This is a genomic window from Brevibacterium ammoniilyticum, from assembly GCF_038429965.1.
Classification (GTDB): domain Bacteria; phylum Actinomycetota; class Actinomycetes; order Actinomycetales; family Brevibacteriaceae; genus Brevibacterium; species Brevibacterium ammoniilyticum.
In genome coordinates this window covers 68,727-80,259 of record NZ_BAABNP010000013.1, presented here as the reverse complement: position 1 = coordinate 80,259, position 11,533 = coordinate 68,727, and the positions used below count along the sequence as shown (strand labels likewise).

Annotated in this window: 11 protein-coding genes; 3 read left to right on the top strand and 8 right to left on the bottom strand. The window is 68.2% G+C overall.

From position 1 onward, the window contains the following. Positions 1–1,662: 1,662 nt before the first annotated feature. From AAHA49_RS14560 to AAHA49_RS14545, 4 genes are all read right to left on the bottom strand, one after another. Positions 1,663–2,553 carry a hypothetical protein gene (locus AAHA49_RS14560; RefSeq protein ID WP_342038787.1) on the bottom strand — a complete coding sequence of 297 codons (891 nt, stop codon included), beginning with the start codon at positions 2,551–2,553 and terminating at the stop codon, positions 1,663–1,665. Between the two features lie 200 nt (positions 2,554–2,753). Further along, positions 2,754–3,233 carry a 2-C-methyl-D-erythritol 2,4-cyclodiphosphate synthase gene (gene ispF / locus AAHA49_RS14555; RefSeq protein WP_342038786.1) on the bottom strand — a complete coding sequence of 160 codons (480 nt, stop codon included), beginning with the start codon at positions 3,231–3,233 and terminating at the stop codon, positions 2,754–2,756. 133 nt (positions 3,234–3,366) lie between these two features. Further along, positions 3,367–4,227, bottom strand: a complete 861-nt coding sequence (locus AAHA49_RS14550) for an IspD/TarI family cytidylyltransferase (RefSeq protein ID WP_342038788.1) — start codon at positions 4,225–4,227, stop codon at positions 3,367–3,369. Between the two features lie 11 nt (positions 4,228–4,238). After that, entirely contained in the window at positions 4,239–4,721 is a 483-nt protein-coding gene (locus AAHA49_RS14545; protein WP_137825680.1) for a CarD family transcriptional regulator, read from the bottom strand. A gap of 215 nt (positions 4,722–4,936) precedes the next feature. On the opposite strand from AAHA49_RS14545, the gene AAHA49_RS14540 reads away from it, so the two are divergent. Beyond that, positions 4,937–5,533, top strand: coding sequence for a hypothetical protein (locus tag AAHA49_RS14540; RefSeq protein WP_342038785.1), 597 nt, complete (start codon positions 4,937–4,939; stop codon positions 5,531–5,533). Between the two features lie 153 nt (positions 5,534–5,686). Here the strand turns inward: AAHA49_RS14540 and AAHA49_RS14535 are convergent, their stop codons facing one another. Together AAHA49_RS14535 and AAHA49_RS14530 are read right to left on the bottom strand one after the other, a co-directional pair. Then, a complete protein-coding gene (locus AAHA49_RS14535; RefSeq protein WP_339392317.1) occupies positions 5,687–6,367 on the bottom strand; it encodes a response regulator in 681 nt (226 codons plus the stop codon). Continuing rightward, complete coding sequence (locus tag AAHA49_RS14530) at positions 6,364–7,749, bottom strand: sensor histidine kinase (RefSeq protein ID WP_342038784.1); 1,386 nt, start codon at positions 7,747–7,749, stop codon at positions 6,364–6,366. The genes AAHA49_RS14535 and AAHA49_RS14530 overlap by 4 nt, the downstream gene beginning before the upstream one ends. Before the next feature lie 240 nt (positions 7,750–7,989). Here AAHA49_RS14530 and phoU point away from each other — a divergent pair, with 240 nt between their 5' ends. Continuing rightward, positions 7,990–8,652 carry a phosphate signaling complex protein PhoU gene (gene phoU / locus AAHA49_RS14525; RefSeq protein WP_339392319.1) on the top strand — a complete coding sequence of 221 codons (663 nt, stop codon included), beginning with the start codon at positions 7,990–7,992 and terminating at the stop codon, positions 8,650–8,652. A gap of 130 nt (positions 8,653–8,782) precedes the next feature. Here the strand turns inward: phoU and AAHA49_RS14520 are convergent, their stop codons facing one another. Further along, a complete protein-coding gene (locus tag AAHA49_RS14520; RefSeq protein WP_342038783.1) occupies positions 8,783–9,748 on the bottom strand; it encodes an EamA family transporter in 966 nt (321 codons plus the stop codon). A gap of 71 nt (positions 9,749–9,819) precedes the next feature. Here AAHA49_RS14520 and AAHA49_RS14515 point away from each other — a divergent pair, with 71 nt between their 5' ends. Then, positions 9,820–10,737, top strand: coding sequence for a LysR family transcriptional regulator (locus AAHA49_RS14515; RefSeq protein WP_342038782.1), 918 nt, complete (start codon positions 9,820–9,822; stop codon positions 10,735–10,737). Between the two features lie 6 nt (positions 10,738–10,743). Here AAHA49_RS14515 and AAHA49_RS14510 read toward each other — a convergent pair whose 3' ends face one another. Then, positions 10,744–11,487, bottom strand: a complete 744-nt coding sequence (locus tag AAHA49_RS14510) for a phosphoglyceromutase (RefSeq protein WP_342038781.1) — start codon at positions 11,485–11,487, stop codon at positions 10,744–10,746. Positions 11,488–11,533 lie beyond the last annotated feature (46 nt).

Here is an 11,533-nt window from a genome sequence, read left to right as displayed (position 1 = left end):
AGCGCGCGCCGACTACACCCTTCAGGCCGCGATCGCCGCCTGATCCACAAAGAGATCGTCTACGAAACTTGACACAGCCCACCGCGCACGCGGGGATGATCCCTCGTCCCCACCGCTGAACGCACCGGGGGTCATGTGCTCCCCGCGCACGCGGGGATGATCCCTGCGGACATGGGACGACAGGCTCAGGGCACGCGTGCTCCCCGCGCACGCGGGGATGATCCCGCCGCACAGGCCGATCCAGTCATCCTGCGAGGGTGCTCCTCGCGCACGCGGGGATGATCCGGAAACCTGTACTCATGTCAAATCTCAAACTCAGTGCTCCCCGCGCCCGCGGGGATGATCCGTCGATCGTGTCGTCGAGGTAGGAGCCTTCCTCGTGCTCCCCGCGCCCGCGGGGATGATCCGTACTTGTACGGGGTGCCGGACTTCTGACCCAGGTGCTCCCCGCGCCCGCGGGGATGATCCCCCGACGTGTACGCCAAGAGCTGGCAACGGCAGGTGCTCCCCGCGCCCGCGGGGATGATCCCATCGACAGAATCGCAGACGAGACGCTGAGCTAGTGCTCCCCGCGCCCGCGGGGATGATCCTCCGGTGACTACCCCCGCGTGGAGAACTTGTGGGTGCTCCCCGCGCCCGCGGGGATGATCCTTCGTCACGGGTCGCGTCATTGTAGTATCGCCCGTGCTCCCCGCGCCCGCGGGGATGATCCCCGCGGCGGAGGTCGGTGCGGAGGTCGGATTAGGTGCTCCCCGCGCCCGCGAGGATGATCCCATCAAGGCGATGGTGACCTCGGCGAACAACACGTGCTCCCCGCGCCCGCGGGGATGATCCGGGGTGGTGGAGGATGCGTTCCATCGTGATCAGGTGCTCCCCGCGCCCGAGGGGATGATCCGCATGGCTCGCAGAACGCAAGGCCGTGCACTCGGTGCTCCTCGCGCCCGCGGGGATGATCCCCAGCCCCAGCAGGCTCCCGCGTAGGGGAGCGGGTGCTCCCCGCGCCCGCGGGGATGATCCGGGGCGTCCGGCGACATAGGCACGGTAGCCGGCGTGCTCCCCGCGCCAGCGGGGATGATCCCTTCATGACGCGGGTTATGTCGACGAGGAGTCCATATTACCCGCGCCCGCGGGGATGATCCGCAGATCAACACCCGCCTCGGACTGGGAAGCGACGTGCTCCCCGCGCCCGCGGGGATGATCCCCACGCCAATGGCTCCGAGCGTAGTGCGATCCAGTGCTCCCCGCGCCCGCGGGGATGATCCGGCATCGACCCGGCGGAGGCCGTAGGCGTCGGCGTGCTCCCCGCGCCCGCGGGGATGATCCGACTCCGGGGCCGACTTTCGTTGCGAGCGGCTCGTGCTCCCCGCGACCGCGGGGATGATCCGCACAGAGCCGCAGAAATGAGATTGAGCCACAGGTTTTCCCCGCGCCCGCGGGGATGATCCCAAACGCTACGACACCGCTGAGTCCCGGGTGCGGTGCTCCCCGCACCCGCGGGGATGATCCGACCACGATGGCGCAGACCCTCTCGCTGATCCTGTGCTCCCCGCGCCCGCGGGGATGATCCGGACAGGGGCATCGAGCTAAACGCCGTCATGAGGTGCTCCCCGCGCCCGCGGGGATGACCCGGCGAACGGAGCATCACCGACTTCCGAAAATCCGTCAGCGACGGTCGATGCTCTGTCGCATGTCCGCCGCGAGGTCACTCAACGCCGCGTGGTCCCGTGCTTGCGCGATCCAGCTGTCGAGCATGTCGAGGGTCTGACCCTCGTGCCGGGCGAAATGTCGACCCGCGTATCCGGGGAGAGAGATCGGCGAGATCCGCTCGATCGCCTCGAGCACCGCACGAGCAGCCTGCGGCACGATCGGCACACGAATACCGGCCGCGGCTTCGACCGCCTCGGCGGCAGCTGCACTCGGCAGATCCAGATGGTCGAGCAGCGCCTCCCAATCGCCGGCGCGCACGCTGAGCTCGGCGACGAAGGGCATGAACACCGCCGGCGGGACCAACAACGCTTCCATAGGCACGGACAGCACGAGCGACCTGAGCTCGTGTGAGAGCCTCCGCACCGCATGCTTCGGTCCGGCCACGAGGAACGCCGGCGCACCGAACGGAGACCAATACCGCACCTCACGCCCAGCCGGCGTAGCCGGCGACGCGTCGACTCGTTCGGAGAGGAACGCCGGACCGAGGATGACCACCTCGGCGCCGGGGAACTGCGACCGCGCCACGACGAGGTCACCGTCGACCTGACTCGTGATCGCCACCCACCTCGGCGCGACCGCCCTGATCGCCGCGGCCACGTCCTCATCGAGGTCGCCCGGCCGCGTCGTGAGGACGACGAGATCCCAGGAGTCCTGCACTCGACGATCTCGCGCGCTCCGGCGGGTACCGCGCTGCGCGGACCGTCTGGCCTGCGCGATCGTCACTCCTCGACCGATCGCCGAATCGCTCGTATCGTGCGCGCCGCCGTTGGCATCGTCGGATGCGCTATCAGGACGCAACCGGAATCCGCCGGCCGCTTCGATCCCCGGCCAGTCGGTGACCGTCACCCGTCTTGCCGCAGCGGCTGTCGAGCCATGCGTCTCCTCCGCGCCCCCGAACAGCGGAGATTCGAGCACACTGACCCGTTGCGGAAACGCCGCTGAGGGACCATTCCGACGCGACCTCGACACCACCACCGCCTCGTGCCGACCCCCGAAGAGCGCGACACCGGCGATGCCGATCGCCCCCGCCCCTTGGAAGAGGACTCTCATGGCCGGTACACCAGGGCATTCGCGATCGCCGCGACACCGTCGCCGCGGCCGGTGAGACCGAGCCCATCGGTCGTCGTCCCCGACACCGACACCTCGGCACCGATCGCCGCCGACAGCGCCTCCTGTGCCTCGTCACGCCGCTTGCCGATCTTCGGCCGATTCCCGATGACCTGAACGGAGACATTCCCGATCGCGAACCCGGCTTCACGGACGAGGCGGGCAGCCTCGGCGAGGAGACTCACCCCGGACGCTCCGGCGAACTCGGGCCGGTCGACACCGAAATGCGCGCCGAGGTCACCGATCCCGGCCGCCGAGAACAGCGCATCGCAGCACGCATGCGCCGCCACATCGGAGTCCGAATGCCCCTCGAGACCCTGCTCGTCGGGCCACAGCAGCCCCGCCACCCAGAGCTCGCGCCCCGGTTCGGCCGAGAACGCATGGACATCGACACCGATCCCCGTCCGCGGAATGGTCATCGCCTCACACCTCCACATGCAGTCGTCTGCTTCCAGAGTAGTGCCCGTCGCGCAGGGGCCAGTGTCGGCTGGGGTGCGGCGGCACTCGGCGTGGGTTTGTCACCCAGCCCGAAGTGTCAGGAGGGGCGCGTCACTACGACTGCGTGCGGCTGCGTTCCCGGGCGATGTGCTCGGCAAGGACGAGGTCGAGCGGGTAGGTGATCTTCAGCGCTTCCTCATCACCGTCGACGGCGACGACATCGACGCCGAGGCGCTCGACGAGCCCCGCATCATCCGTCGCCTCCCGGGCTTCCGCACCCTGGGTGCGGACCTCGTCGCGGTATGCCTCGTGGGCCCGGCGGAGGATCGCCGAGGTGAACCCCTGCGGAGTCTGAACCCGTCGCAGGCTCGCCCGGTCGAGGTCGCCGCGCAGAATCTCGTGGTCAGGGCCGAGGCCGTGGTCGCCGCCGGCTCCATCGCCGAGGCTGCCGCCGGTTTCTCCCTGTGCGCTGACGTCCGCCGACCTCACCGTCTGAGCCCGGCGGACGGTGTCGATCATGGGCAGGACGGGCACGACCGCCTCGGCGCCGGAGGACACCGCCGCGACGACGCGCTCGAACACCGCAGGCGGAGTGAGCGCCCGGGCGGCGTCGTGGACGAGGACGATGTCATGCTCCCCGGCCGCCGCGAGTCCGGCGTCGACGGACGCGACGCGATCGGCACCGCCGACCACCGCGATGATCTCGACGTCGGTCGAAGACGGATCGCGGGCAGCACCGGCCACCGACTGGGCGATGCCGGCACCGGGCGCCGACAGCCGCCGCACCACCTCGGCGATCTCGGCACGGGCGAGAAGCAGAAACTCCTCGGGAGCCGCGACCACGATGGTGGTGGCGACTCCCGAGGAGATGATGGCCTCAAGACTGTGGGCGAGCAGCGTGCGCCCGTCCACGGAGACGAAAGCCTTCGGCTCGGGATGACCCAAGCGCGTTCCCGACCCTGCGGCCGGGACGATGACGCAGGTGCTCAGGACGCGAGCACTTCGTCGAGGAGAGCTTCGGCTTCGGACTCCTCTTTCTTCTCAGCGAGTGCGAGCTCCGAGACGAGGATCTGGCGGGCCTTCGAGAGCATGCGCTTCTCACCGGTCGACAGTCCGCGATCCTGCTCACGGCGCCAGAGGTCACGGACGACCTCGGCGACCTTGATGACATCACCGGACTGGAGCTTCTCGAGGTTCGCCTTGTAGCGGCGGGACCAGTTGGTGGGCTCTTCGACGAATTCCGCGCGAAGGACGTTGAAGACCTTCTCGACTCCCTCTTCGCCGACGACGTCGCGGACACCCACGAGATCGCAGTTCTCAGCGGGGACCTCGATCACGAGATCGCCGTGCGCGACCTGGAGCTTGAGATACAGTTTCTCCTCACCCTTGATGGTTCGTTGCCTGATTTCTTGGATTGTCGCTGCACCGTGATGTGGATAGACAACAGTGTCGCCGACCTGGAAACTCATATTCTCTTCAAACCCCTTTCGCGGAATCCCAGTTTACCATGAGGCGCGCCACAGAAATCGCCCAGGTAGCCGATTCCCCGTGCTAGGCTCGGCCTTTTTGCCCACACTCCCAGACCCGGGCTTCGAGCTCTCAGACTTCCCACATCCGGTTCTACAGAAGGTCAAAAACCGGGTAGTATACAGACTGATCTTGTACTGCCACTTCAAGGAGCACAATGAAACGGCACACCCGCGCAGCTCTCGCAGTTGCCGCACTCGCGCTCGTCATCCCCGTCAGCGGATGCGCCAGCCTGCTGTCGCCTCAGCAGACCGCTGACTACCAGTACAACGGCGGCGACGGTGCGTGGGGAACGGTCGGCGACGTCGAGGTGCGCGGTCTCATGCTCATCATGGACGAGAGCGGCACGGGCCCGGCCCAGCTGTTCTTCACGCTCATCAACAAGGGCGACTCCTCGGCGAGCGTCTCCCTCGACGTCTCCGGTGAGAGCTTCACCGAGTCGGTCGCAGCCGGCAAGACCTTCGTCCAGGACCCGCAGAGCCCCGCGTCGTCGACGACCGATCCGATCGTCCTCGACAGCATCGACGCGAAGCCCGGCGACCTCATCGACATCACCGTCTCCACCGGCGGCCAGGAGAAGACGATCCAGGCCCAGGTCCTCTCCGACTCACTCCCCTACTACGAGGAGTACGTCCCGACCGAGTCGCCGTCGGCTGTGCCCACCGAGGATGCCACCGGCTCTACCGGTGAGGAAACCTCGCCTGCCGAGGGCTCGACGAGCACCGAATCGGCGACCACCGCCGCCGAGGGCTGAGGCCGCCCGACCCGAAGTCGCAGACGACGAAGGAGCCGCTCACATCGAGCGGCTCCTTCGTCGTCTCCGGCTCACGCGCAGGTCGCGGGAGGCTCCCTGTCGGACGACCGGCGCCCGCCGTACGGCGTAACGCTCAGAAGTACGGCGTAACGCTCAGGCCTCGAACTTGTAGCCGAGTCCGCGGACCGTGGTGAGCAGCTGCGGCTCCGAGGGGTTCTGCTCGACCTTCGCACGCAGGCGCTTGACGTGGACGTCGAGGGTCTTCGTGTCCCCCACGTAGTCCTCGCCCCAGATCCGGTCGATGAGCTGACCGCGGGTCATCACGCGTCCCGAATTGCGCACGAGGATCTCGAGGAGTTCGAACTCCTTGAGCGGCATCGACAGTTCCTCACCGCGGACGGAGACGACGTGGCGTTCGACGTCGATGCGGACCCCGCCGGCCTCGAGGATCGACTCGTCGTAGCTCTCGGCCTCGACGTTGCGGCGCAGCACCGCCCGCACACGGGCGAGCAGCTCACGCGAGGAGTACGGCTTCGTCACGTAGTCGTCGGCACCGAGTTCGAGCCCCACGACCTTGTCGATCTCCGAGTCCTTGGCCGTGAGCATGATGATCGGCACGTTCGACTTCGCGCGCAGCTCCCGGCACACCTCGGTGCCCGAGGCCCCCGGCAGCATGAGGTCGAGGAGCACCAGGTCCGCGCCGTTGCGATCGAACTCCGCAAGCGCCTTGAGTCCGTCGTCGGCCACAGTCACCTCGTACCCCTCCTTGCCGAGCAGGTACGACAGCGGATCCGAGAACGAATCCTCGTCCTCAACAAGCAGAATTCGAGTCACGTCGTGAGCTTCCTTTGTTCGCTTCCAGTGGGCAAAACCTGGGCAGTCCCATTCTCCTCCGGGCCTCCGGCATTGTCATTCGCCGAGGCGGCCGCCGGGTCCCCGTCGACCCTCTCCTCCGGAGCGGCTGCGTTCTCGGCGGCTGCGTTCTCGGCCACAGCGTCGCCGTCCGTGGGCTCCTCGTCCTCCTGACCGAGCTGCGCCGAGTGCTCGAGGAGGACCCCGGCAGGCGCCGAGGATGTCGCCTCGGCGAGGGTCTCCGTGCCGGCCAGGGGAAGGACGATCGTGAACGTCGAGCCCTTCCCGAGCTGACTCCACACCCGCACCTCACCGCCGTGGGTGGCGACGATGTGCTTGACGATGCTCAGTCCCAGACCCGTCCCGCCGGTGATCCGCGACCGGGCCGGGTCGACACGGTAGAAGCGCTCGAACACCCTCTCCGTGTCCTGCCGGGAGAGGCCGATGCCCTGGTCGGTCACCGAGATCTCCACGCGTTCGTCGACGAGTTCGACGCCGACGCCCACACGGGTGCCGTCGGGAGAGTAGTTGATGGCGTTGTCGATGAGGTTGCGCACCGCATTGACGAGCAGTTCGTAGTTGCCTTCGACGAGCAGGGACGAGGGCGGGGCGATCTCGATGTGGATCCGCTTCGCCTCGGCCCGGGTGTGGGCGCGGTCGGCGGCGTCCTCGACCACCTCGGCGGCGGAGATCTTCTCGGTCGCCGACGGGGCGGCATGGTCCTGGACCCGGGAGAGGTCGATGATCTCCTGGACGAGCTGGGTCAGGCGCTTCGACTCCCGCTGCATGCGACCGCCGAAGCGTTCGACGGCCTGTGGATCGTCGGAGAAGTCGGTGACCGCCTCGGCGAGGAGGGCCATCGCCCCGATGGGAGTCTTGAGCTCGTGCGAGACGTTGGCGACGAAGTCCCGGCGGACAGCGTCGACGCGCTTGGACTCGGTCTGGTCGTCGCAGAGGACGAGGATGAACGCGGTGCCCAGCGGGGCGACGCGGGCGTGGAGGTAGCGGAGCACGGATTCGGAGGCTTCGCGCTTCTGCTCGAGGTCGATCTCCTCGATGAGCCCGCGGGCGCGCACCCGTTCGACGACCGCGAGCATCTCCGCCGAGGACAGCGAATGGCCGCGCACGAGACCGAAGGTGTAGGCGGCCGGGGAGGCCTTGACGACGTCGTCACCGGCATCGAGGACGATGGCCGCGGAGGGAAGGACGGCGAGCACCTCGGCGATGCCCTCGGGCAGATCGTCCTCGGAATGCAGGTCGGCAGCATCGCGGGAGCGTTCGCTGAAACGGAACGCGAGTATGCCCGCTATGCCGAGTCCCAGGCCGACGATGCCGGTCAGGACCGCTACAATCAAGAGATCCACGTGACCAAGCTTAGGCGCAGTCTGCATGCCGGTCGCACCGGATTCACCCGTCCGCAGGCGTTTTGGCGAGGAATTCACCGAACCGACAAGTGTCGTTCACGCGGCGGTGGAAAGCTGAGGTCAGTGTGCCTGCCCGAACCCGGGGCAGCCGCCGCGTCCGCAAAGACCGGCAGGCACGGCCGATCGCCACGCAGTGCGCCATGCACTCTCACCTCGCACGAGATTAAGGAAACACACTCAATGCGCGAAGTCTTCAGGAACGAGCTCGACGAACTGGCCACGCAGCTGGTCGACATGTCCACCAAGGTCCTCGACTCCATCCGCCTGGCCAACCAGGCCCTGCAGAACAACGACCTCGATCTGGCCGAACGCGTCATCGAGGCCGATGCGAACATCGACGCCATGCAGCACACGCTCGACCAGCAGGCCGCGGAGATCCTCGCCCTGCAGGCCCCCGTCGCCGCCGACCTGCGCGCCGTCATCGGCGCCCTGCGGATGAGCGCCTCGCTCGAGCGCATGGGCGACCTCGCCCGCCACATCGCCCAGCAGGTGCGCATCCGCTACCCCGAATCCGCGATCCCCGAGCACTTCTCCTCGACGTTCCTGCGGATGGGCGACTCGGCGGAGAAGATCGCCGAAGCGACCGAGAACCTCCTGAACAACCCGGGACTGTCCGTCGTCCCGACGATCAACGCGATCGACGAGGAGCTCGACGAACTCCACCTCTCCGTGTTCGCGAAGCTCGCCGACGCCCCCGCCGAGGCACTCGCCCCGCGCCACATCGCCGACGTCACGCTGCTCTCGCGCTACTACGAGCGCTTCGGCGACCACGCCGTGTCCGTGTCGCAGAAGGTCGAGTACCTCCTCACCGGCAATTGGGAGCCCTACCTGTCCCGCAAGTGAGCGCGCCTGCGGGCTGAGGTCCCGGGTGCGGTCGACTCGGGCTGAGGTCCGGAAGAGCGCGCAGATCGCCGAGGTGGATGATCCACCTCGGCGATCGTCGTCTCCGGGGTCGGGACGCGCTGCCTGCTCGTCACCCTTCCCTGACGCCGGCCGCCCCGACGGGTGCGGGCGCGGGCTCATCGCACTCGACGACCGTGCGATGACGCCGTCGCCCACCTCGGCGAAGACCGCGCAGAAGGGTCGTGAACACCCCCGTCGTCACGGCCACGCCGAGGATGAGGAGGGCGCCGCCGATGAGCTCGGGGGTCGTCGGCCGATCACCGAGGACGAGCCATGAGGCTCCCACGCCGACGGGCGGGACGAGGAGCGTGAAGGGCGCGACCTGTGAGGCGGGGAAGCGCGCGAGCAGCGAATTCCAGATGACGTAGCCGATGAGCGAGGCGACGCCTGCGGTGTAGACGACCGACGCGACGACGTTCCAGGTGGGATGCGTGAGCGCCTGGACCACCTCGGCGGGGCCGTCGATGAGCAGGGAGAGGCCGAACATCGGCAGGGGAACGACGAGGCCCGACCACACCGTCATCTGCAGTCCGTTGACGCTGGGGCCCACGCCGCGGGCAATGACGTTGCCGATGCCCCAGGACAGGGCCGCGGCGAGGCAGACGACGAACGCGACGACCGGCGTCGAGGCCTCGAGGCTGAGCGCGATGACGGCGAGTCCCGACAGGCCGATGAGCACGCCGAGGATCTGACGGCGGCTCGGGACTTCGCGCAGGGCGAGGGCGGCGACGACGACGGTGAAGACGGCCTGGATCTGGAGGACGATCGAGGACAGGCCCACGGGCATGCCGAGGAAGAGCGAGGTGTAGAGGAGGCTGAACTGACCGGCGGACATGAAGACGCCGATGAGGAGGATGCGTCCGAATCTGCCGCGCGGGTACTTGACGAAGAGGATCGCCGGGATGACGACGAAGGTGAACCGCGCCGCGACGAGGAGCAGCGGCGGCCAGTCGCGGAGTCCGAAGTCGATGAAGAGGAAGTTGACGCCCCAGAGGACGACGACGAGGAGGGCGAGCAGCTGATGGACGGGACGCATGACTTCAGGATTCCAGGCCGCAGATCAAATTTCCATTGAAAGTTCTTATCCGGACTCGTTACAGTAATTTGATGATCGACATCGTCGCCCTGCGCACCCTCGTCGCCCTCGACGCGCTCGGCTCCGTCACGGCCACCGCCGACTCGCTCGGGTACACCCCTGCCGCGGTGAGCCATCAGCTGCAGAAGCTCTCGCGCTACCTCGGCGCCCCGGTCACCGAGCGCACCGGCCGCGGCATCTCGCTCACCCCGATGGGGCGTGAGCTCAGCAGCCGCGGGGCGCAGATCCTCCACGACCTCGAGGGCATCGAGTCCGAGGCCAGGGCGCGCTCGGGCGATCCGCGCGGGCGCATCACCGTCGGCGGGTTCTCCACCGGCATCCGCGGGCTCCTCGTCCCGGCCCTGCCCCGGCTGCGTGCCGCGGCACCCGAGCTCACGGTGACGAACGTCGAGTCGGATCCTGACGAACTCGTCGAGATGGTCTCGGCCGGCCGGATCGACGCGGCCCTCATCTTCGACTGGAACAGCTCGGTCCTCCGTCTGCCCTCGACGCTGACCTCGGAGGTCATCGCCGTCGACCGGGCCGACATCGTCATGCACCGGGACCATCACCTGGCCGATCGCGCCGAGGTGACGCGCTCCGATCTCGTCGGCGAGGTCTTCGTCTCCGCCCCACGGGGCGCGGTGTGCCATCGCTGGCTCGTCGCCCTGTTCGAGGATCTCGCCTCGGAGCCGCGCGTCGAGTACTGGGCGGTCGAGTACGACACGCAGGTCGAGTTCAGCCGGTCGGTGGGTGCGCTCGCGCTCGTGCCCCGGCTCGGGCGTCCGCACCTGCCTGCCGACGTCACAGCCGTGCCGCTCGACGACCCGTCGATCGCGCGGTCGATCCACGTCGTGTGGCGGCGGTCGATGACGAACTCCCCGGCGATCGCCGTGCTCCGGAAGGAGATGCAGGCGATCGCCGGGGAGTTCGAGGTCAGCGCCGGCTGAGGGAGCTCAGCGCCCCTGGTTGGCGACCTTGCCGATGGCCTCCTGGGCGGCCTCGGGGTCGAGGTACGTGCCGCCGGGGGTGACTGGGGTGAAGTCCTCGGTGAGCTCGTAGTGGAGCGGGATGCCGGTGGGGATGTTCAGTCCCGTGATATCGGCGTCGGAGATCCCGTCGAGGTGCTTGACGAGTGCCCGCAGCGAGTTGCCGTGGGCGACGACGAGGACCGTGCGGCCGTCGGCGAGTTCGGGGACGAGGACGTCGTACCAGTACGGCAGGAGGCGGTCGATGACGTCGGCGAGGCACTCGGTGCGCGGCACGGAGTCGCCGAGGTTGGCGTACCGGGGGTCATGGGCCTGCGAGAACTCGGAGGCGTCGGAGAGCGCCGGCGGCGGGGTGTCGAACGACCGACGCCAGGTCATGAACTGCTCTTCGCCGAACTCCTCGCGGATCTCCTTCTTGTCCTTGCCCTGGAGAGCACCGTAGTGGCGTTCGTTGAGACGCCAGCTGCGGTGGGTGTCGAGCCACGAGAGGTCGGCGGCTTCGAGCGCGAGGTTCGCGGTGAGGATCGCGCGCTTGAGTCGGGAGGTGTGGACGACGTCGGGGATGAGGTCGGCTTCGCGCAGCAGCTCGCCCGCGCGCTTGCCCTCGGCCCGGCCCTTGTCTGTCAGCGTGACATCGACCCAGCCGGTGAACAGGTTCTTCTGATTCCATTCGCTCTCGCCGTGGCGCAGCAGGATGAGGTTATGCGTCATGGCACCTATCTTCGCACGAGTCCTCGCGGGCTCGGGCTGGGGTTCG

What these genes read in the sequence shown, in the direction of transcription:
- AAHA49_RS14540 (WP_342038785.1), top strand. Translation starts at nt 4,937, where the DNA reads ATGAAACGGCACACCCGCGCAGCTCTCGCAGTTGCCGCACTCGCGCTC.
- ispF (WP_342038786.1), bottom strand. Translation starts at nt 3,233, where the DNA reads ATGACCATTCCGCGGACGGGGATCGGTGTCGATGTCCATGCGTTCTCG.
- AAHA49_RS14520 (WP_342038783.1), bottom strand. Translation starts at nt 9,748, where the DNA reads ATGCGTCCCGTCCATCAGCTGCTCGCCCTCCTCGTCGTCGTCCTCTGG.
- phoU (WP_339392319.1), top strand. Translation starts at nt 7,990, where the DNA reads ATGCGCGAAGTCTTCAGGAACGAGCTCGACGAACTGGCCACGCAGCTG.
- AAHA49_RS14545 (WP_137825680.1), bottom strand. Translation starts at nt 4,721, where the DNA reads ATGAGTTTCCAGGTCGGCGACACTGTTGTCTATCCACATCACGGTGCA.
- AAHA49_RS14510 (WP_342038781.1), bottom strand. Translation starts at nt 11,487, where the DNA reads ATGACGCATAACCTCATCCTGCTGCGCCACGGCGAGAGCGAATGGAAT.
- AAHA49_RS14515 (WP_342038782.1), top strand. Translation starts at nt 9,820, where the DNA reads ATGATCGACATCGTCGCCCTGCGCACCCTCGTCGCCCTCGACGCGCTC.